The 21,096-nt window shown below is 64.7% G+C and carries 17 protein-coding genes; 10 read left to right on the forward strand and 7 right to left on the reverse strand.

Annotated features, from left to right (window positions below; genetic code table 11):
* Positions 1-9: 9 nt before the first annotated feature.
* Both ACPWR9_RS06395 and ACPWR9_RS06400 read right to left on the reverse strand, forming a co-directional pair.
* The gene (locus tag ACPWR9_RS06395; protein WP_426295996.1) at positions 10-1,179 is read right to left on the reverse strand and encodes a methyl-accepting chemotaxis protein; all 1,170 of its coding nucleotides are present in this window, start codon (positions 1,177-1,179) and stop codon (positions 10-12) included.
* Between the two features lie 118 nt (positions 1,180-1,297).
* Positions 1,298-2,824, reverse strand: a complete 1,527-nt coding sequence (locus ACPWR9_RS06400) for an SLC13 family permease (RefSeq protein ID WP_426295995.1) — start codon at positions 2,822-2,824, stop codon at positions 1,298-1,300.
* 144 nt (positions 2,825-2,968) lie between these two features.
* Here ACPWR9_RS06400 and ACPWR9_RS06405 point away from each other — a divergent pair, with 144 nt between their 5' ends.
* Both ACPWR9_RS06405 and ACPWR9_RS06410 read left to right on the forward strand, forming a co-directional pair.
* The gene (locus ACPWR9_RS06405; protein ID WP_426295994.1) at positions 2,969-3,781 is read left to right on the forward strand and encodes a helix-turn-helix domain-containing protein; all 813 of its coding nucleotides are present in this window, start codon (positions 2,969-2,971) and stop codon (positions 3,779-3,781) included.
* Positions 3,778-4,185, forward strand: a complete 408-nt coding sequence (locus tag ACPWR9_RS06410) for a GIY-YIG nuclease family protein (protein ID WP_426295993.1) — start codon at positions 3,778-3,780, stop codon at positions 4,183-4,185. The genes ACPWR9_RS06405 and ACPWR9_RS06410 overlap by 4 nt, the downstream gene beginning before the upstream one ends.
* Here ACPWR9_RS06410 and ACPWR9_RS06415 read toward each other — a convergent pair.
* Entirely contained in the window at positions 4,157-5,452 is a 1,296-nt protein-coding gene (locus ACPWR9_RS06415; RefSeq protein WP_426295992.1) for a serine hydrolase domain-containing protein, read from the reverse strand. The two genes, ACPWR9_RS06410 and ACPWR9_RS06415, sit on opposite strands and share 29 nt — an antisense overlap.
* 516 nt (positions 5,453-5,968) lie before the next feature.
* Here ACPWR9_RS06415 and mprF point away from each other — a divergent pair.
* The 3 genes from mprF (at position 5,969) to ACPWR9_RS06430 (ending at position 11,893) form a co-directional block, all read left to right on the forward strand.
* Positions 5,969-8,710, forward strand: coding sequence for a bifunctional lysylphosphatidylglycerol flippase/synthetase MprF (gene mprF / locus ACPWR9_RS06420; protein WP_426295991.1), 2,742 nt, complete (start codon positions 5,969-5,971; stop codon positions 8,708-8,710).
* The gene (locus ACPWR9_RS06425) at positions 8,707-10,461 is read left to right on the forward strand and encodes a virulence factor family protein (protein ID WP_426335285.1); all 1,755 of its coding nucleotides are present in this window, start codon (positions 8,707-8,709) and stop codon (positions 10,459-10,461) included. The genes mprF and ACPWR9_RS06425 overlap by 4 nt, the downstream gene beginning before the upstream one ends.
* Before the next feature lie 124 nt (positions 10,462-10,585).
* Positions 10,586-11,893, forward strand: coding sequence for a solute carrier family 23 protein (locus ACPWR9_RS06430; protein WP_426295989.1), 1,308 nt, complete (start codon positions 10,586-10,588; stop codon positions 11,891-11,893).
* A gap of 63 nt (positions 11,894-11,956) precedes the next feature.
* Here ACPWR9_RS06430 and ACPWR9_RS06435 read toward each other — a convergent pair whose 3' ends face one another.
* Positions 11,957-12,919 carry a LysR substrate-binding domain-containing protein gene (locus tag ACPWR9_RS06435; RefSeq protein WP_426295988.1) on the reverse strand — a complete coding sequence of 321 codons (963 nt, stop codon included), beginning with the start codon at positions 12,917-12,919 and terminating at the stop codon, positions 11,957-11,959.
* Between the two features lie 337 nt (positions 12,920-13,256).
* On the opposite strand from ACPWR9_RS06435, the gene ACPWR9_RS06440 reads away from it, so the two are divergent.
* The 4 genes from ACPWR9_RS06440 (at position 13,257) to ACPWR9_RS06455 (ending at position 17,917) form a co-directional block, all read left to right on the forward strand.
* A complete protein-coding gene (locus tag ACPWR9_RS06440) occupies positions 13,257-14,990 on the forward strand; it encodes a DEAD/DEAH box helicase (protein WP_426295987.1) in 1,734 nt (577 codons plus the stop codon).
* A gap of 306 nt (positions 14,991-15,296) precedes the next feature.
* On the forward strand, positions 15,297-16,250 hold the full coding sequence (panS, locus tag ACPWR9_RS06445) for a ketopantoate/pantoate/pantothenate transporter PanS (RefSeq protein WP_426295986.1): 954 nt from the start codon (positions 15,297-15,299) through the stop codon (positions 16,248-16,250).
* A 283-nt stretch (positions 16,251-16,533) separates the two neighbouring features.
* Positions 16,534-17,094 (forward strand): DapH/DapD/GlmU-related protein, encoded by a 561-nt coding sequence (locus ACPWR9_RS06450; protein ID WP_150679264.1) that lies wholly within the window; start codon positions 16,534-16,536, stop codon positions 17,092-17,094.
* Positions 17,095-17,155: 61 nt separating this feature from the next.
* Positions 17,156-17,917, forward strand: coding sequence for a peptidylprolyl isomerase (locus ACPWR9_RS06455; RefSeq protein WP_426295985.1), 762 nt, complete (start codon positions 17,156-17,158; stop codon positions 17,915-17,917).
* 94 nt (positions 17,918-18,011) lie between these two features.
* On the opposite strand, the gene ACPWR9_RS06460 is transcribed toward ACPWR9_RS06455, so the two are convergent.
* Positions 18,012-18,812, reverse strand: a complete 801-nt coding sequence (locus tag ACPWR9_RS06460) for a class I SAM-dependent methyltransferase (RefSeq protein WP_426295984.1) — start codon at positions 18,810-18,812, stop codon at positions 18,012-18,014.
* 186 nt (positions 18,813-18,998) lie between these two features.
* Here ACPWR9_RS06460 and ACPWR9_RS06465 point away from each other — a divergent pair, with 186 nt between their 5' ends.
* Entirely contained in the window at positions 18,999-19,826 is an 828-nt protein-coding gene (locus ACPWR9_RS06465) for a helix-turn-helix transcriptional regulator (RefSeq protein WP_426295983.1), read from the forward strand.
* A 3-nt stretch (positions 19,827-19,829) separates the two neighbouring features.
* Here the strand turns inward: ACPWR9_RS06465 and crcB are convergent, their stop codons facing one another.
* Complete coding sequence (crcB, locus tag ACPWR9_RS06470) at positions 19,830-20,228, reverse strand: fluoride efflux transporter CrcB (RefSeq protein ID WP_426295982.1); 399 nt, start codon at positions 20,226-20,228, stop codon at positions 19,830-19,832.
* Positions 20,229-20,325: 97 nt separating this feature from the next.
* Positions 20,326-21,015 (reverse strand): orotate phosphoribosyltransferase, encoded by a 690-nt coding sequence (locus tag ACPWR9_RS06475; RefSeq protein WP_150679259.1) that lies wholly within the window; start codon positions 21,013-21,015, stop codon positions 20,326-20,328.
* Positions 21,016-21,096 lie beyond the last annotated feature (81 nt).

Here is a 21,096-nt window from a genome sequence, read left to right on the forward strand (position 1 = left end):
GGCAGCCGCCTAAGCCGCTAAGATGCCAACTGCCGCGGCGGCATGTGCTGGTAGCGCTCGTGCTGTTGCCGGGTCTCCTATTGGGTGTTGGTCCGGCACCAGCGTGGTGCGTGACGCGGCCAATGCCGGGCGCTCGTCCCATTGCTGCACCACGCCGTACCATCCCAATCCCTCATAAGTCTCGTACCCGGGCGTGAGCGCATAGCCGATCAGGCTGTCGTCGCCAGCATCGTAAAAGCCCGTGGATGGCGAGGCACTGTCGCGCGGGCGATGCAAACCGAAGCGCTCGAGCAGTATCCCTTCGCCATCGCTCGACGCCAGCACGCGATGCTCCGCATCAAGCAACAAGCACCGCGTGCGCGCCCGTTCGGCGGGCAACAGCGGCACCCCCTCCACGACAGCTTTCGCCTGCGGTGCCCAGTCGAAGAAGATGCCCAGCGCACCGAGCGGTGCGCCGTGCTTTTCGCCATCCTCACGAATCGCCGTCGCGTACGTCGCGACTTCGGCGTTATGCAACAGCTTGGCGCGGCGTACGTCGAACGCCGCGTAGTCGGCCCCGCTAGGCGTGCTCATCGCTTTGAGAAACCACGGGTGTCGCGAAGCGTCGGCACCGATCACGCCCGGATAGCGATCAGGACGGCCGTTGGCGACGATGCGACCATCGGCATCCGCCACCCACAGATCGAGATACACCGTGTAGCTGTCGAGAATCACACCGAGGCGTCGGCACGCGTGGCGCGCAGCTTCGGGCGAGGGCGCGCTCAAGACATCGACGAGCGCCGCATCGGTGGCCCACCAGCGCACGTCGCAAGAGCGCTCGTACAGGTTGCGATCGATGATCTCGATCATGTGATGCGCAAGATCGGAGAGCCGTTGGCCGCGATGCTGCTCCAGTTGGCCGATCATGCTGTCGCCCAACGACGACAACTCGCTGAGCGAGCCTGCCAGTTCCGTCGTCAAGTCGCCCGCGATGTTCGTGATGCGCTCGGACACATGCTTCACTTCGTTGGCGACAACCGCGAACCCCCGTCCCGCGTCGCCTGCACGTGCCGCTTCGATGAGCGCATTGAGCGCAAGGTATTTGGTCTCCCGGGTAATGTGGGCGATGGTCGCGATCTTGTCGTCGGCAATGTTTTTGACGCTGTGCGCCAACTCGACGATTCTCTCCGGTGCTGTCATGAACGATCTCCCAAACGTACGCTGCGTTGTGGTGCCACATGGGCTGCACGACATGTCATGCAAGCCCCGTGCCAACGCAGCCCTTCGCCCGTCAGGGATATTCAGGACTCAAGAGTATTTACGGCAGCATGCCGAGCACTCGCCACCAGAGGTAATCGAGAGGGAAGAGAAATACGAGCGTGATGGCTGTCATGAGCAGTGTCAGCCGGGTGCCGTCGCGCATGCCGACGCCGCCGAGATGCATGGCGATCATCATCGGTGGGCTCTGATACGGCAGCACCGCCGTGGAGAACACCGGCACCTGCAACATCAACACGGTATAGAGCGGCAGACCGCTCGCGGTGGAGAGTTGTCCGGCGAGCGGTGTGAGCACCGCCGGAAGTCCGGGCAACGTCGCCACCAGTCCGATGGCCGCCCCGATGACGATCAGCCACGCCGCGTTGATGACGGGCGTGCCGGGCATCATGCCCACGGCGTCGAGACACAGACGCGCGAGCTTCTCGCCCAGCCCCGTATCGGCAACCACCGCGCCGACACCGAGAAACCCCGCCACGTAGATCAGCGGCGTGATGTGCATTTGTTCGGTGAAGGTTTTCGGCGTGACGATGTGAACGGCAGGCAACAGGCAAATGATCGCAGCGGCCACCGAGATCCACGCAGGGGAGATACCGTGCCACGCGTCGGTCGCAAACCCGGCGAGCGCCAGCGCAAGCAGCACCGAGAGTCGGCGGGCATCGATCGATAACGGCGGCGCGACGGTGTCTTTGGTGTTCTCCAACGGGCCGTTATCCGGGAACAACCGGCAAATCGCCCACACCAGAATCACGGCTTTCAGTGCGCCGAGTACGGGGAAGTGCAGCAACAGGTACGGGGCGTAATGCAGCTTCACGCCGTAGAAGGAATCGGCGGCCCCCATCAGCACGCTGTTGGGAATGTTGGCGGGCAGGATCGTCGTCGGCGGCATGTAGCTCGCGGCGGCCACGGTCATGACGAGTCCGGTGCGTCCGCGCCGCCCTTCGGTGAGTCCGATACGGTCGGCCAAGGCCAGCACGATAGGAATCAGCAGCAGAATGCGGCCGGTCGTCGACGGCATCACGAATGCGAGGCCCACGCACGCCACCATGACCGATGCGACATAGCGCGGGTAGGTCGGACGCTTGAGCGCAAACAGCGTCGCGGCAAGCTTCGTGCCGAGACCTGTGGTGCGCACCGCAATGCCGGTCACGGCGCCCCCGAACACGAGCCACCATGCCGCGGAATGGAAGCCCGCGAAGATGACTTCGGGCTTCGCGACGTGAAGCAATACAGCGAGCAGGAAGAACGTGAGCGTCGTGATCGGCTCGGGGAACAGGCCGAAGGCCCACGCGCCGATCGTGAATAGCACGAGCACAGCGGCCTGCGCGGCGGTGGGTGTCAGTCCCAGCGTGGTGCTGCCGTGACTGGCCGCCCACAGGGCCAACGCCAGCACGACGTAGATGGCATAGCCGGAGAGGGCGCGCACTTGCGCACGCAGGCGTTCGCGGCGGAGGTGGCTCGTGTGGCTGTTCTCGGTTGGCGAAGCGTTCGCGGGGGCGGGCGAACCGGGCGGCGGTGTGCTGGAAGGCGCGGCACTGCCGGGCGGGTGTTGCGACGAAGAATCGGTCATGGCGCTTGTCGTTGTGATGATGGGCCAGAAAGTCGGTGCGACCGGCGACGGGGGTAGGGGGCCTTGCATCGCGCCGGTCATGCCGTATGCTAGCGGCTCATCAGGGTGGAGGACACCCCGATACGGACAAATACCAACGCGAACATGCCACGCCCCCCGCGCGCGCCAGCGGCGCGTCCGAACTTCTTCCCGATGCCACGCACGGCGCCCAGCGCTGAAGCGCCGGTCATCGCGCATCTGCGCACACCGCCTGCCGACGCGCTCATCGAATCGCATCGCCATGCGTGGGGACAGTTGATCTGCCCGTTGCGCGGTGGTCTGCGTATCAGCGCGGGCAATACCAGCCTGATCGCACCGATCTTCCGCGCAGCGTGGGTGCCCGCGGAAATGCTGCACGAAGTGGCGGCACTAGGCGTTGCCGAATTCTACGCACTGTATATCTGGCCCGAGGCGTCGCCTTTGCCCGCGGATCGGTGTGTCGTGATCGAGGCATCGCCGCTGCTGCGCGATCTGGCCGCTGCACTGGCAAGTGAGGCGCCGGTCACGGCGCGACGTCATGAACTCATCACGGCGCTGCTTATCGAGGAGCTGCGCGACGCGCCCCCTGTCTCGCTCGATTTGCAGATGCCCACCGATCGTCGTCTGCGATTGCTGTGCGACGCGCTGATGGAGCAACCCGACGACGACCGGTCGCTGGCGCAATGGGCGGACGAAGTGGGCGCGTCGGAGCGCACGCTCGCGCGGCTGTTCAGTACGGAGTTGGGAACGAGTTTCGGCACGTGGCGACAACAGGTGCGTCTGGCGCGTGCTGTCGACTGGATTGCGCGCGGTGTGCCGGTGGCGAGTGTGGCGGCGCGCCTCGGTTATGCGAACCCGGCCGCGTTCTCGGCCATGTTCCGCCGCGCGTTAGGCGTGTCGCCGCGAGAGTTCACGCGTGAAGGACGGGCGAAGGCATGACAGACACGTCGCCGCGCAAACCGTGGTTTCTCTATCTGCTCGAATGCGCGGGATCGCGCATTTACACCGGCATCACGGTGGATGTGGAAGCTCGCTACGCCGCCCATGTCGCGGGCAAAGGCGCGCGCTTCACGCGAGCCTATCCGCCGTCGCGCATCTTGTTGTCGTTGGATTTTGCGGATCGCTCGGCGGCGTCACGCGCCGAGTATCGGGTGAAGCAATTGAGTGCGACACAAAAGCGCGCACTGATTGCCGGGAAGCTCGCCATCGATTTTGGCGTGAGCGACGCGCAGTGCGCGCCGCCCTTGCCGGAAGCCACTAAAGCCGCGAATAAAGCCGCGAAAGCGGAGAAACCCGCCCCCCGCCGCCGCAAAGTTACGGCACCAGACGCGCCTGTCGAATGATCTTGCGCACGTCGCGCTGGATGGCGCCGAATTGCCCGCGCGGCGGAATCGGCGAGACGACGAGCGCCCAGCTTTCACCCGGCACGGTCTTCTCCACCACGGTGTAATAGGTCGACTGCGTGCGGAAGAAGTCGGCAATGCCATCGTGACTGATGCGATAGCTCCGGTCGCTCGACCCCGGCACCAGAAACACCCCCAACGTGTAAAAGACGTCCCGATCCGGGTTGATCGGCCCTGCCTGCTTGTCGAGCAACAACGCTCGCAACGTCTTCTCCGTGAGCAGGCTCGGACGGCGAATATCGAACACGCGCCACACCTTGAGCAGCGCCGACGTCGACATCTGCCAGCCCGCAAACGGGGCGAGCAATCGCCAGCTATCGGGCAGGGTCGCGTCGGTGACGCCGAGCGGGCCAAAGATGTTCTTCTCGCAGAAGTCTTTGTAGTCGTCGCCCGAGACCGCCTCGATCACCATCCCCAGCAGCAGATACGAGACGTTCGAATACACGAAGTCGGACTTGCCCGTGGAGTGACCGGCGTCACCCGCATCGAGATAGTTGAAGAAGTCCGAGCTGCCGCCGACGCGGCGAATGGCCAGCCCGCTGTACAACCCGTTGATGGGGTCGTTATAAGCGTTGGTCGCGAGCCCTGCGCGGTGGGCGAGCAGACGGCGCACGGTCAGCTCGCGCAGACTCGGATCGAGCGGCTTGCCGTGTTCCTTGGAGTAGGCGTCGAGCAGGTCGCCGAGCTTCGCGTCGAGCGAGAGCTTGCCCTGCTGCACGAGCAGGGCGATGCCGATGGCAGTGACCGACTTCGAGAGACTGGCGACCGGGAGCATGCGCGAGGCATCGTCCCCGGGCGTCGCCGCTTCGAGCGACGAGCCACCGTCGGTTTCCGAGCGCAGCCAGACGTGCGACAGGTTGTAGCGCTCCTTGAGCTGCGCCACGCCCTGTGTCATGGTCGACTGCCCGATCGGTGCTGCCGGATTGATGGGCACCGAGCCGCCCGTAGCGGGCAACGCGACAACCGCACTGCCAGCATTGTTCGCACTGCTGGCAGAGGCTGCCGCCGATAAATTGTTCTGCGCAAGCGCATTGACTGCCGTCAGCAGGCTCGCCGTCCCCAACAGGACGGCCGCCGCCAGCCCCCGAAAAGACTGACGCGGTTTCGCATCGAACACATCGGCGACGCCGCGAAAGCGTGCGCCAATGCGCGATATCACGCCCGGCGCGCTGCGTGATATGCAACGCAACGCATCAAGCGTGGTCAAACGTGCCCCTGCCGATCGGCTGTGCCGAACGACGACCATTTTTTAAACCCCCCGCGCACCTTCCGATGGACATCGAATCGACTCTCTTCGGAGTCGGAATGATTCGGGGTGCGCACTTGCCGCATTGCGGCGATCTTTAAGATTGATCGAAGTTTAGGAAAAACTTCGCGTAACTACCTAACAAAAGCCCCGCATTTTACATTAAGTTGCAGATATCGCCGAAATTCACCCATAGCCATACGCAATCGCCGCCGCCCCCGCCCGACGGCATGGGCGTGCGCGCCGACGCGTGTTCGCTATTCCCCTTCGAGAACTCTCTCGTGTTCCGAGACATCCTCTGCCAATCCCCGTCGCACAAGGCTTTTCCACCTCCCCGCACCGCCTGTCAGCGGCACGCCGACAAGACCTGTCACGTTTCGCGGTGTAATCTATCGGCAACAGGCTCCGACACGCCCACAGGCCTTTGGGGCGGCGTCCCGATGTTGGCGTCGTACCGGCCGAAGGATCGACCGATACATGACTGAACCCACCCGCGCGCGCCCGAGCCGGCCCGCCGAAGCCGTACCCGATGCCCTGTCGGGTATCGGGCTGACTCCCAGTAGCGCTACCGCTTCCGCCGGTGGCGGGGGTGCTGGCAACCCGCCGTCAGATACCTCCTCGGACGCAGATGCCGCTGCGCTTCTTGCGCTGCCCGCCCGCTGGCGCTGGATACGCCGCTTGCCGTGGAGTGCTGCGCGCCCCTGGCTGATCGCCGGCGGCGTCATCCTGCTCGGCCTGTTCGTTTTCGATGCGCTGCATCACATGCTGCGGCACGTGCATTACGACGATGTGATCGCCGCCATTCACGCCACGCCCGTGACGCGACTCGTGCTTGCCATGCTGGCAACGCTAGCGAGTTACGCGGCACTCACCGGTTACGACATCTCTGGCTTGCGATTTGCGGGGGCCAAGGTCAAGCGCTCGACCGTCGTGCTGACGTCGTTCATCGCCTACGCACTGGGCAACTCCGTGGGCCTCGGCGTGCTCACGGGTGGCACGGTGCGCATGCGCATGTATGCGGCGGCGGGTGTCGATGCCCCGAAGGTGGCGCAGGCGGTGGCGTTCAACGCGGGCGCGTTCGGTCTGGGGATGACCGTCTTTGGTTCGCTGGGGATGCTCTGGGGTGCGTCGCGTGTCTCCGCGCTGGTGCCCGTGCCCGCGTGGATGTTGCAGGCGGCGGCGCTGCTGCTGCTCGCCGGATCGGGCTGGTTCCTCGCGGTGTGTGCCCGCAAACGTACGGTGACGATTTTCGGCCGCTGGGATCTGCCCCTGCCGCCGCTGCGTCTGGCGTTGCGGCAATTGCTGATCTCCGCCGCCGATCTCGGCATGGCCGCCGCCGCGTTGTGGTGTCTGCTGCCCGCCGGGGTGGTGGATCTGCCGACGTTCGTCGTGTTCTACGCCATCGCCATGGCGCTGGGCGTGCTCAGTCACGTGCCGGGCGGCGTGGGGGTGTTCGAGGCGGTGATTCTGTTGGCCACCAACGGACATGCGCCTGTGAGTCAGGTGGCGGGCGCGCTGGTGCTTTATCGCGGCATTTATTACCTGCTGCCGTTGATGCTCGCGGCGTGTCTGCTCGCGTGGTTCGAATTCCGGCAAAGCCCGGCGGCGCCGATTGGGCGTGCGGCGGTGCGGTTGTTCCCCGGGGTGCTGGCGGCGCTCACGCTCGTAGCCGGTGTCATGTTGCTGATCTCCGGTGTCACGCCTGCCACGCGCGACGCGGAAGACTTTCTGCGGCAGCACGTGCCGCTCTTCCTCGTCGAAGTCTCGCACTTGCTGGGCAGTGTGGCCGGGCTGGCGATGCTGTTTCTTGCCCGCGGGCTGCTGCATCGGCTCGATGCCGCATGGTGGGGCTCGCTCGGCTTGACCATCGTGGCCGCGGTGCTGGCCATTCCGAAGGGCATCGCCTTGTCGGAATGCTTCGTGCTGGCGGTGCTGGCCACGTTGCTGCTCGTCTCGCGCAAACAGTTCGACCGGCGCTCGTCGTTGTTCACGCAGACCTTCGAGCCGGGCTGGATCATCGCGGTGCTCTCGGTGCTGGGCGCGTGTACGTGGCTAATGTTCATGTCTTACCGGCGTGTGGGCTACGCGAACCAACTCTGGTGGCAATTCACGTTCGACGGCGATGCGCCGCGCTCGATGCGCGCGCTGATGGTGGTGGCCGTCATCGGACTCGGCTTGTCGCTCTGGCAGTTGTTGCGTCAGTCGGCCGGAGCGATGGTGCCCGCGAGCGAAGAAGAACTGGCGCGTGCGCGTGCCGTGATTCAGAAGCAGCCCGCTGCCGATGCATGTCTCGCGCTGATGGGCGACAAGAGCTTCCTGTTCTCGCCGTCGGGCAACGCTTTCATCATGTACGCGAAGCATCGGCGCTCGTGGGTCTCGCTGGCCGACCCGGTGGGCGATCAGAAGGAGTGGCCGGAGTTGATCTGGCGCTTCATCGAGCTGGCCGATTCGCATGGCGGGCGCGCGGCGTTTTACAAGACGCGTCCGCAAGCATTGCCGCTCTATATCGATGCAGGTTTGCGGGCGTACAAGCTAGGTGAGGAAGCCTTCGTCTCGCTGCCCGAATTCGGTTTGCAGGGCTCGCGCCGCGCGAATCTGCGCCATGGTGTGGCGCGCGGCGAGCGCGAAGGGCTGACGCTGGAAATCGTAGCGCCGCAAGACGTACCACCGCATCTGCCGGAAATGCGTGCCGTCTCGGATGCATGGCTTGCCCGGCAGCACACGCGCGAGAAGGGCTTCTCGCTGGGCGCGTTCACCGACACCTACGTGGCTCGCCAACCCGTGGCGCTGGTGCGTCGCGAGGGGCGACTCGTGGCGTTTGCGACGCTCATGTGCCCGGAGGTGCAGCGCATCGAGGCGAGCATCGATCTGATGCGGCAGGTGCCCGACGCCCCCGCGGGCACGATGGACTTCTTGTTCGCCAATCTCATGCTGCATTTCAAGGCGCAGGGCTATCAGCGCTTTGGACTCGGCATGGCGCCGATGTCGGGCATGGTGACCCATCAACTCGCGCCGCGCTGGCATCGCTTCGGACGGATGATGTTCGCGCACGGCGCGCGCTTCTATAACTTCCGCGGGCTGCGCAGCTTCAAAGATAAATTCGATCCGCAATGGGAGGCGCGCTATCTGATGACGCCCGGCGGACTCGCACCGATGCTCACGCTCGCCGATGTGGCGGCGCTCGTGGGTGGCGGCTGGAAGGGGATGATTACGAAATGACGGCTCGGATGGATCGGACGAATCGACTCACACAATCGGTGCCTGTGCGTCGTGCGACAACGAATCGGCGCCCGTTGCTGGTAGCGGCGGCGCTGCTGGTCTCGTTGAGCACGAGTGGATTGACTAGCGCCTATGCGCAGAGCGTGACGCACGCGGATCTTGCGTCCGCCGCGTCGGCCAAGTCGACCGAACAGGCCGCCAAAGCGCGCAATGTGCTCAAGCCTGCGCCGAAGGCGGGTCCGGTGGCGGTGCCGCCGTCCGTGGCGTCAAGCGTGCCCGCGCCGGTGATGGCCCCAGCGGCGGCGGCCGCCGCAGGCGCCGCTGCGTCGCGTGGTGCGGCGACCGACGTCATCTCGCATGGCCGCTTCGAAAACATACCGGTCTTCCGCCCAGCGGGCGAGCCGAATGCCACGGTGCTGTTTCTGTCCGATGACGATGGCTGGACGCCGCGTGCCGAGCGCATGGCGCGCGCCCTCGTCGACACCGGCGCACTCGTGGCGGGTATCGACACGGCGCGGTTGATGGCGAACTTCACCAAGGATGACGGCGCCTGCGTGTTCCCGTCGGGGGATCTGGATAACTTCGGCCGCTTTCTCGAAGCCTACGAAAAGCTGCCCGGCTACACGCCGCCCATTCTGGTGGGCGATGGCGTCGGTGGCACGTTTGCCTACGCGATGCTCGCGCAAGCCAAGAGCGAGACGTTCTCCGGTGCGCTGTCGGTGGACTTCTGCCCGGCGCTGCCGATGGCCAAGCCGCTGTGTCAGGGCGAGGGCGTGCATTTTGGGCGCGGCATTACCCACACCGCAGGCGGTGCACCGATGCGCTTGCTGCCTGCCCCCGCACTCGGGGCACCGTGGCTCGCCATGAGCGGCCCGGCGGGCAACCCGACAGCGCGGGCGCCGCGCTGCTCGGATCGCTTCGCGCAGGGTTTCGTCGCGCGGGCTTCGAACGCGAGCTGGGTGGTCGGCGGTCTGGCAGGCAGTCTCGGCAGCCTGAGCGATGGCACAGACGCGTCGCCCGCGAACACGCCGGTGTTGGCCGATTGGCTTACGCAATATAAGAACGCATTCAAGCGGCTTAACGCGCACCACGTGGCGGGCACCGCGCGCCCACCGGCGGCGGTGGCCGACTTGCCGGTGATCGAAGTCCCGGCGACGGGCCAACCCGCGGCCAATATGTCCGATGCCTTTGCCATTCTGCTGTCCGGCGACGGCGGCTGGGCCGGGCTGGATCGCGACGTTGCCGGGGCGCTTGCCGCCCACGGCTTGCCGGTGGTCGGCATCGACTCGCTGCGTTACTTCTGGTCGGCACGCACCCCGGCGTCGGGCGCGCTCGATATCGACCGGCTGGTGCGCTTCTATCAAACGCGCTGGAACAAGAAGCGGGTGATTCTTATCGGCTATTCGCAAGGCGCGGACGTGCTGCCGTTCATGGTCAATCGCATGCCGCCAGGGAGCAAGGAGCGCGTGGCGCTGCTCGTGCTGATGGGGCTGGGGCAGAAGGCCGACTTCGAATTCCGTATGACGAACTGGGTGATGTCGAGCCAGAACGGTTTGCCGATTCGCCCGGAAGTCGAACGCCTGCCCGATGGGCTTGCCATGTGCGTGTATGGGGCGGATGAAGATGACAGTAATTGCCCGGGGCTCGACCCCAAACGCGTGCAGATCGTCAAAATGCCCGGCGGCCATCACTTCGACGGGAATTACACCAAGCTGGCCGATCTGATTCTGGAGGGCGTGGGCAAGCATTGAGCACCCGTTGTATCCCCGCCCGCTGCCCTTTTTCTCGCCTTGCCTTCCCGTCGTGCGCTCCGTACACTGCCGCCAGTTTTCCCGATTGGCCCACTTTGCGCACGACACACAGGAGAAGATCGATATGGCAGAGGGTTATTTCCCCAAATGGCAGCAGCGCGACACCGCGTCCGGACGTGTCATCGCGCCCGATGAGCGCCTGCCATGGCCGCAGACCATCGCCATGGGCGTGCAGCACGTGGTCGCCATGTTCGGCTCGACCGTGCTGGCACCGCTGCTCATGGGCTTCGATCCGAACCTCGCCATCTTCATGTCGGGCATCGGCACGTTGCTCTTCTTCGTACTCGTGGGCGGGCGCGTGCCCAGCTATCTGGGGTCGAGCTTCGCCTTCATCGGTCTCGTTATCTCGGTCACCGGTTACGCCGGTAGCGGCCCGAACCTGAATATCCCCGTCGCACTCGGCGGGATCATCGCCTGCGGGGTGGCGTACGCCATCATCGGCCTGATCGTCATGGTGGTCGGCACCCGCTGGATCGAAGCCCTCATGCCGCCGGTGGTCACCGGTGCCGTGGTCGCGGTGATCGGTCTGAACTTGGCCCCCGTGGCCGTGAAGGGCGTCTCGGCCACCAGTTTCGACACGTGGATGGCGCTGGCGACCGTGCTGTGCGTGGGCCTCGTGGCCGTGTTTGCCCGCGGCATGGTGCAACGCCTGCTGATTCTCGTCGGCTTGCTGCTCGCCTACGTCCTCTACGCGGTACTCACCAACGGCATGGGCCTCGGTAAGCCGATCGATTTCTCGATTGTTGCCAACGCCGCATGGTTCGGCCTGCCGCACTTCGCCGCGCCGGTGTTCAAGCCGGAAGCGATGGTGCTGCTCGCGCCGATCGCGATCATTCTGGTGGCGGAAAACCTTGGCCACATCAAGGCCGTGAGCGCCATGACCGGTCAGAACCTCGACCGTTACATGGGCCGAGCATTCCTCGGTGACGGACTGGCGACGATTGTCTCGGGCAGCGTGGGCGGTACCGGCGTGACGACGTATGCCGAGAACATCGGCGTGATGGCCGTGACGAAGATCTACTCGACGGTGGTGTTCGCTGTGGCGGCGGTGATCGCGCTGGTGCTGGGTTTCTCGCCGAAGTTCGGTGCGGTGATCCAGACGATTCCGGGTCCGGTGCTGGGCGGCGTGTCGATCGTGGTGTTCGGCCTGATTACGGTGGCCGGTGCGCGCATCTGGGTGCAGAACAAGGTGGATTTCTCGGACAACCGTAACCTGATCGTGGCCGCTGTCACGCTGGTGCTCGGGGCTGGCGACTTCACGCTGAAATTCGGCAACTTCTCGCTCGGCGGCATCGGTTGCGCGACGTTCGGCGCGATCATCCTGTATGCGCTGTTGCGTGGTCGTGGCGTGTCGACGCCTGCGGCGATGTAACGGCAACGAGAAAGCGGTGCGACGGGCAGAGGTTTTGCCCGCGTCGCATGAACGGCACGGCGATTACGTCGTGCCGTTTTTGTTTGTGTCGGCAGTGTTGGTTGTGGCGACGGCGGTGGCGGTGTCGCAGATAACGGGGCTCGCCGGGCCTTGCAGCCGGTCGAGCAACTGGCGGGCATAGACGGGCAGGGCGTCGCGCTCACGCACGCATAGCACCAGCGTGCGCAATGCCCACGGGTCGGAGAGCGGCACGATGCCGATGCCCAGCGTGGCCGCCGAGCGCCGGGCGGCGCTCAGTGGCACGATACCGAGCGCGGCACCTGCGGCGACGGCCCGGCACAAGCTGTCGAAATCGCGCAGCCGCAGTCGGTAGCGCAACGGGCGACCCGCGCGCTTCGCGTGGCCGTCGAGGTGTTCGGCCAGCGCACTTTGCTCCGGCAGGCCGATGAATTCAGCGTCGAGGACGTCAACGAGCGCAACGCTCTCGCGTTTCGTCAGCGCATGGCCCGGCGGCGTGACGATAACCAGCCGATCCTGCCGGAACGGCACGGTTTCCAGCCCGGTCAGCTCGATCCAGTCGGACACGACGCCGATATCGGCCGCGCCCTCCAATACGGCCTGCACGACGGCCGGGCTGGTCTGCTCGCGCAGCGCGATTTCCACATTGGGATGCTCGGCGAGGAACGCGCCCAGCAGATCGGGCAGAAATTCCGACATGGCCACCGTATTCGACGCAATGCGCACGTTGCCTTTGAGGCCCGCTGCGTATTCGCCCAACTCGCCGCGCATCTGTTCGATCTGCGCTAGCACCCGGCGTGCGTGAGCGAGCAGGGCGCGGCCAGCGGGGGTGGGAATCACCCCTTGGCGGTGGCGCATGAAGAGGGCGACACCTAGCGTGTCTTCGAGTCCGCGAATGCGCGCGCTGGCGGACGCCAGGGTCAGATGGGCGCGCTCGGCACCGCCGGTAATGCTGCCCGCCTCGGCCACGAGCAGGCACAGGCGCAGGTCGGTCAGATCGAATCGCACGGGGAATTGCGCTCAGGGCGTCGGGAGAATGGCGTCAGTGTAGCGGCTCGGCACCGTATTGCGCAGGGCGGCGCCCGTTCGGACGGGCACTTCACCTGACTCGGCCGGGGGCGCGTGGTAAACTACGGGCTTTCAAGACACGGCCGTACCCGCGACGGCCTCGCCCGCCAAGCCGCTCGATTTTTAGTCAGCCGGCGGGTCGTCTTGCCGGCGTCTTCAGACGCGTTGCCCAGATGAGCGCGACGCGCGTCGCACGCCCGACGCGGGCTTTCCATCAAGAATAAACAATCGATACGCGCGGGGGCCCACATCGTGGAGTCCGCGCATTGGTCTTTATATGTCTTTTGAAACGCTCGGCCTATCGGCCGACATCCTGCGTGCAGTCGGCGATCTCGGCTACACACAACCGACCCCGATTCAACAACAAGCGATTCCGGCTGTCCTGCAAGGCGGCGACCTCCTCGCCGGTGCCCAAACCGGTACCGGCAAGACGGCAGGCTTCACGCTGCCGATTCTGCAAATGCTTTCGTCGCGTGCAGCCCCCGCTGCCGCCAACGGCAAACGCCGTGTGCGCGCGCTCGTGCTCACGCCCACGCGTGAGTTGGCCGCGCAAGTCGAAGAAAGCGTCACGCAATACGGCAAGTATCTGAAGCTCAACTCGATGACCGTGTTCGGCGGTGTGTCGATGGTGCCGCAGGTCAAGCAACTGGCGCGCGGCGTCGACATTCTCGTCGCCACGCCGGGCCGTCTGCTCGATCACATGCAGCAAAAGACGGTCGATTTGTCGGGCGTCGAGATTCTCGTGCTCGACGAAGCCGACCGCATGCTGGACATGGGCTTCATTCGCGACATTCGCCGCGTGCTGGCCGTGCTGCCAGCGAAGCGTCAGAACCTGCTGTTCTCGGCCACGTTCTCGGACGAAATCAAGCAACTGGCCGATGGCCTGCTGAAGTCGCCCGCATTGATCGAAGTGGCTCGCCGCAACACTACGGCCGAGACGGTCGCGCAGAAGATTCACCCGGTCGACCGCGACCGCAAGCGCGAACTGCTCGAACATCTGGTGCGCGAGCACAACTGGTTCCAGGTGCTCGTGTTCACGCGTACCAAGCACGGTGCGAACCGTCTGGCCGAACAGCTGACGAAGGGCGGTGTGCCCGCGCTGGCGATTCACGGCAACAAGAGTCAGGGTGCCCGCACCCGCGCACTCGCCGAATTCAAGAGCGGCACGCTGCAAGTGCTGGTCGCGACCGATATCGCCGCGCGCGGTATCGACATCGATCAACTGCCGCACGTGGTGAACTTCGATCTGCCGGAAGTGGCGGAAGACTACGTGCACCGCATCGGCCGTACGGGTCGTGCCGGTGCGCAGGGTGAAGCCGTGTCGCTGGTGTGCGTGGACGAGCATCAACTGCTCACCGCCATCGAGCGTCTGATCAAGCGCACCATCGATCGCGAAGTGATTCCGGGCTTCGAGCCGGACCCGCATGCCGTTGCGCAGCCGATTCGCAAGAATCAGCCGGGTGGCCGTGGCGGCGCCCCGGGCGGACGCGGTGGTCGTGGCGACGGTCAGTCGGCACGCGCGCCTCGCGAAGCCCGCGAGGGCGGTCGCGATGGCAACCGTGACGGCAACCGTAGCCCGCGCCAAGGTGGTGATGCCGGTAAGCCGCGTCATAGTGCCGATGGCGCAGGCCGTAATGGTGAACGTGGTGAACAACGCAATGCGCCGCGTACCGCCGTGGCAGCGAACGGCGGCCGTAATGGCGGTGCCAATGGCCCGAACGGTGGCCGTGGCGGTAACGGCGGCAATGGCGGCTTCAGCGGCAATCAAGCCCCGCAACCCGGTAAGCGTGCGGGCGGCGGTGCCGGTGCTGGGAAGCGCGTCGAAGGACAACGCGCAGCGCAAGGCACGGGTGGGTACCAAGGGCAGGGGCGTGATGGTCGCGATGGCCAAAACGCATCACGCGGGCAAGGCGGGGGCGAGCGCAGCGATTTTGCGCAACGCGGTCCGCGCCCCGCACGCCGCGATGGCGTCGGTGCTGCCCTGCTAATGGGCAAACCGAAGCGCGACTAAGCGCTCGCCACTGATTCGAAACGGGCCTGACGATGCACACACCGTTCAACACTCCAGTGAGTTTGAACGGTGCTTTGCTCGGCAGGCCCGTTTTTATTGGCACGCGAAAGACGCTCATCGGCGAGCGTTCGACGCTCGTCCCCGCACGCTTGGGGCAGCCCCCAAGAGGCGGCTGGCGCAAATTAAGTAAAATATTAACCTTTTGCGCCCGGCGGCCCGGGTGTGGCAGGTGCGATGACCTCTCGGGGAACGAGGGCGCATGGACTCGCCAGTGCGCGCGCCGCGTTTTTGTTCTCCGAGGATCTCATGATCGCCCGTGTCACCCGCTTGTTTCCGTTGTGGGCTTTGCTGCTCTCCGTTGCCGCCTACTTTTCGCCGGGCAGCTTCTCCGGCGTTACGCCGCACGTCACCGCACTGCTCACCGTCGTGATGTTCGCCATGGGCGTGACGCTCACGTTCGACGACTTCAAACGCGTCTTCACGCGTCCCGCCCCGATCGTCGCGGGCGTGGTGCTGCATTACCTCGTGATGCCGCTGGCCGCGTGGATCATTGCTCGCGTGCTGCATATGCCACCCGATCTGACCGCCGGTATGGTGCTCGTGGGCAGCGTGGCGAGCGGTACGGCGTCGAACGTCATGATTTATCTCGCCCGTGGCGACGTGGCGTTGTCGGTGACCATCAGCGCCATGTCGACGCTCGTGGGTGTGTTCGCCACGCCGCTGCTCACGCGCTTGTATGTCGATGCGTCGATCTCGGTCGATGTGGAAGGCATGCTGCTGTCGATTCTGCAAATCGTGGCGTTGCCAATCGTCGCGGGCCTGCTCATCAACCGCTTCTTCAATCGCGCAGTGCGCGCCGTCGAGGGCTATCTGCCGCTCGTGTCGATGGTGGCCATCGTGTTGATCATCGGTGCCGTGGTTGGGGCCAATCAGGGCAACATTGCCACGGTGGGTCCGTTGGTGATGCTCGGCGTGGTGCTGCACAACGGTCTGGGCCTGCTCGGCGGTTATTGGGGCGGCCGCTTGTTGGGCTTCGACGAATCGATTTGCCGCACGCTCGCCATCGAAGTGGGCATGCAGAATTCGGGCCTCGCGGCCACGCTCGGCAAGATCTACTTCACGCCGCTGGCAGCACTGCCGGGCGCGCTGTTCTCGGTCTGGCACAACCTGTCGGGTTCGTTGCTCGCGGGTTACTGGCGCGGTCGCCCGACGGGCACGGCCAACGATTCGCAAGCTGCACCGACGCGCGCAGCGCACTGAGTTTTTTCGCTGCCGCACATGCTTGTGTGCGGCACGCAACGGCTGCCCGCACCGTCAACGCGGGCATTTGCCTTTCTGTCTCTCATCGCCTACAACAACGTTATACCGTTCGCGGCGGTGAGAGAGTCTGTACCACGGCGCCCGTCCGTGTTCCCTTTCCCCCGCTTGCCCACAGGGCGTATTCCAACGAGGCCACTTCCGGCAGCGATGCATCGCGCACGTACGCGACGCGCCTGTCGTTCGGGCCCGGGCTTACGAGCGAGCGGTCTGGAGTGATTCATCAATGTTGCGAAAGAATCCGAACGGGGACTTCCCCGTCGTGCATGAAACCTCGTTCATCGATCCGACGGCCATTCTGTGCGGCAAGATCATCGTCGGCGAGAACGTGTTCATCGGGCCCTACGCGGTATTGCGTGCCGATGAGGTCGACGAGAGCGGCAAGATGGAGCCGATTGTGATCGGCGCCAATTCCAATATTCAGGACGGGGTCGTGATCCATTCGAAAGACGGCGCACGCGTGACCATCGGCGAGAACACTTCGATTGCCCATCGCTCCATCGTGCATGGCCCGTGCGTGATCGGTAACAACGTATTCATCGGTTTCAACTCGGTGCTGTTCAACTGCGTCGTGCACGACGGCGTGGTGGTGCGGCACAACAGCGTGGTCGACGGGCGCGATATTCCCGAGAACTTCTACATTCCCTCGACCACACACATTAGCCGCGAGACCGATCTCGCGACCATTCCGAAGGTCACTGTCGACGCGCGCGAGTTCTCCGAATCGGTGAGCCGCACGAACGTGCAACTCGCACGCGCGTATCGCCGTATTCAGAACGAGTTCTGATGCGGTGAGCGTGCGTCGTTGCGAGTGAGCGTCGGTAGTTGAGCATTTGCAGGAGTCCGTCATGTCTTTGCGCGTCAACGGGATTGTCATCGATGCACGCCGCGTCGCCGATGAGATCGATCAGCATCGTGACGCGGCCGATCCGGAAACGGCGGCCCAGCACGCGCTCGTGAGTCGCGAGTTATTGCGGCAACGCGTGCGCGATTTGCGGCTGCTGGGCGATGCGGAGATGGCGGACGCCAGCGACGATGCCATCGTCGATGCGCTCTTCACACGCGATGTGCATGTGCGACGTCCTACCGAAGCGGAGTGCCGTGTGTATTTTCACGAGCACGCCGGGCAGTTCCGTGTGGGCGACAAGGTGCAGGCGAGTCATATTCTGTTTGCCCTCTCGGCGGGGGTGCCGCTGTCGGTCACGCTGTCTCGTGCGCAGGCGGCGCTCGATCAGTTGCGCGTCGAGCCTGCCGCGTTCGAATCGCTGGCGGCCAGCATGTCGGATTGCCCGTCAGGACGATCTGGCGGCAGCCTGGGCATGCTCACGCGAGGCAGCGGCGCACCGGAGTTCGAACTGGTCTTGTTCTGCGGCGATCGACTCGGTGTGCTGCCACGGCTGGTGAATACGCGTTATGGCTTTCACGTCGTGCGGATCGAGCGGCGTGTGAAGGGACGCATGCCGCCTTTCGAGCGTGTGGCCGATCGCATCGCAGCGCAGTTGTATGAACAGGCTCGCACGCGAGCACTTCGTCATTACGTGGCGTTGCTCGCCGGTGCCGCGGAAATCAGCGGGGCTAACGACAGCGATGGGGCGCGGCTGTTGCAGTAGGCGGCAGCGCGAATCGACAGTCAATCGACGGTAGAACGTAAAAGGGCGCTCTTGCGAGAGCGCCCTTTTTCATGCTGTCGCGATGCGACGATGATCAGCCCGCGACGAATTCGAGCGTGACGGTGTCGAGCGTGAACGAGCCATCGTCTTGAATTCGGAAGTGACGGCGTACGTCGTCGGCCATCGCGGTTTGCAGTGCGCGAATGGCGACCTGCATCGGCTCAGGCGTGCGCATGCGCGAGGTCCACGTCTTGAAATCGAGATCGAGTGTGCGCGGCGTGAGCGATGCCACGGAGAAGCCCGCATTCGCTGCCATCGTCAGCCACTCGCCCACAGCGTAGTCGCGCACATGCGAGGTGTCGCGCAGCACTTCCACCGCTTGCAAATATGTGTCGAAAAGCGGCTGACCGGTAGAGGCGACATCGCAGATCACGACCCGGCCCCCCGGCTTCAGCACGCGGCGCATTTCGCGCAACGCGGCGCCGACGTCGGCCCAGTGGTGCGCGCTGTAGCGGCTGAAGACGAGATCGAAACTGGCATCGTCGAAGGGCAGCGACTCGGCCGCGCCCAATTGCGTCTCGATGTTCGCAAGGCCACGCTTGGCGGCTTCGCCTGCGACGACGCCGAGCATGTCGGCCGACAAGTCGTACGCGACGACACGCGCCGCAAACGGCGCGGTGAAGAAGCTCACATGACCCGCGCCGCAGCCCAGATCGAGCACTTGGGCGTTCGGGTGCGCACGGGCAATCGCGGCGAGTTGTTCGAGGTCGGCACCTTGTGCGTGATTGGCACTCGTCAGGTAAGCCGAAGCCTGCGGGCCGAATTGGCCGGTGACGACCGCATTGTGGGAATCATGCGCGGCAGCGCTCGAAGTGGGGCGGGTAGCGTCGCTCACGGGGCGTCTCCTTCGGTGATGGAAATCGTGATGTTTGTGGGGTCGGGCAGTCGTCGAGTTGTCGAGAGTACGAAGGTATTGAAGACGAACATTCGTGCTTGCACAACCGCGATGTGACTCACGATAATGGTTCGTCGATACCGGTACAAGTTGCACATTTATCCTGGTATAAAAACCACCCCTATCATGCGTCCGCCCGATAACACCTCCCTTAAACCCACCGCCGACGATGCCCGCGGCGCGGCCAGTCAGCGCCGTGCGCTGGGCGACTTTTTGCGTGCCCACCGTGAGCGGCTGACGCCGGCTGCGGTGGGGCTGCCGCCCATTGGGCGACGCCGCACGCCGGGGCTGCGCCGCGAGGAAGTGGCGCAGTTGTGCGGCCTGTCGGCCACTTGGTACACGTGGATCGAGCAAGCGCGCGAGGTCTCTATTTCGGTCGGGGCGCTCTCGGCGGTGGCGAGCGCACTGCGGCTCTCGCGTGCGGAGCGCTCCTATCTGTTCGATCTCGCAGGCAAACGCGATCCAGAGCGTGGCGCGGAGCCGTTGCCGAACCATGCGGCAGCGCAAGTGCAGGCGGCGGTAGCGGCCGTCGCTGCGCCCGCTTATGCGCTCGATCGTTGTTGGGATGTGCTTGCCTGGAACGACGCCGCGTCAGACATTTTCCGTGGCTGGCTCGATGCACCGGGGCCGAAGAATCTGCTGCGCTACATTTTTCTCGACGCATCGGCGCAGACGTTGATTCAGGACTGGCCGAGCCGTGCGCGGCGCGTGGTCGCCGAGTTTCGCGCGGAATGCAGCGCGTATCTCGACGACACGCCGGTGCGTGCGCTCACCGATGCGTTGCAGCGTGAGAGCGCCGTTTTCGCGGCGCTTTGGTCACAGCAAGACGTGGTCGAGCGCGAAGGCGGACGCCGTGGCTTTCATCACCCCACGCGCGGCGAGATCGATTTCGCACAGGTCACGTTTCGGCTCTCGGGGCATGACGACGTGAAGCTGGTGATGCTGCTGGCGTAGACCCTACGCCGACGTTCGCATCCACTGCGCGATGTACGTGGCGCTGGCCATGCCGAGCAGCGTCATCGTCAGCGAGCCCGCGACGTGCGCGACGACAGTCATCGATGCCCAGCCGAGTTGCCCCTCACGCAGCAGCGTGGTGACTTCTGCCGAGAAGGTGGAGAAGGTGGTGAGTCCGCCGAGAAAGCCGGTGACGACGAGTAGCCGCCATTCGGCAGGGATCGACGGAAACTGGCTGAAGATCGCCACCGCGATACCGATGAGATAGCCCCCGCCGAGGTTGGCGGCGAGTGTGCCGAGCGGCAGCGTCGGCAAAATGGCGTTGAGCTGAACGCTCAGTAGCCAGCGCAGCAAGGCGCCTACGGCGGCCCCGACGCTAATCGCAATGACCGAAGCAAACATGCGTTTTTCCCCTTGCAGATAACAAAACGGCCGACCCTGTTCGGGGCCGGCCGTCCTCGCCTCTCAAGCGAATACTACGGGCATTGCCACGGCGCGCTTAGTCCTTCGGGAAGGACGTTGCGCCGCCATGCGCGCCCGACCATTCGGCCGGGGCGTGCAGGAATTTCTCGACTTCGTCGAGCGTCTTCGTGTCGAAGTGGTTCTGTTGCTTGGCAACGCGCAGCACGTCCCACCACGTGGCCAGCGAGTGCAGGTTCACGTCGATGTCCTTCAACACCTGACGGCTCTCCGGGAAGATGTCGTAGTGGAAGATCACGAACACGTGGTTCACACTCGCACCGGCTTCGCGCAGGGCCTTGCAGAAGTTGATCTTGCTGCGGCCGTCGGTCGTCAAATCTTCGACCAGCAACACGCGCGAGCCTTCCGGCAGATCGCCTTCGATCTGAGCGTTACGGCCGAAACCCTTCGGTTTTTTGCGCACGTACTGCATCGGCAGCATCAGCTTGTCGGCAATCCATGCCGCGAACGGGATACCTGCGGTTTCACCGCCGGCCACCGTGTCGAACTGCTCGCAGCCGACGTCTTCGATAAGCACGGCTTCTGCGAAGTCCATCAACGTACGGCGCACGCGCGGGTACGAGATGAGCTTGCGGCAATCGGTGTAGACCGGGCTGGCCCAGCCCGAGGTGAAGATGTATGGCTTCTCAGCGTTGAAATGCACCGCGCCCACTTCGAGCAGGATTTTGGCGGTGATGTCGGAGATCGCCTGGCGGTCGATGCCAATCATGATGCGGATCCTTTGCGTAGCTGCATGCCGTGCGGGCAGCAGGGGAAATCAGGTTCAGCGCGACAGGTCGGCACGGCGGAC

The organism is Pandoraea pneumonica, assembly GCF_049918595.1.
Taxonomy (GTDB): Bacteria; Pseudomonadota; Gammaproteobacteria; order Burkholderiales; family Burkholderiaceae; genus Pandoraea; species Pandoraea pneumonica_A.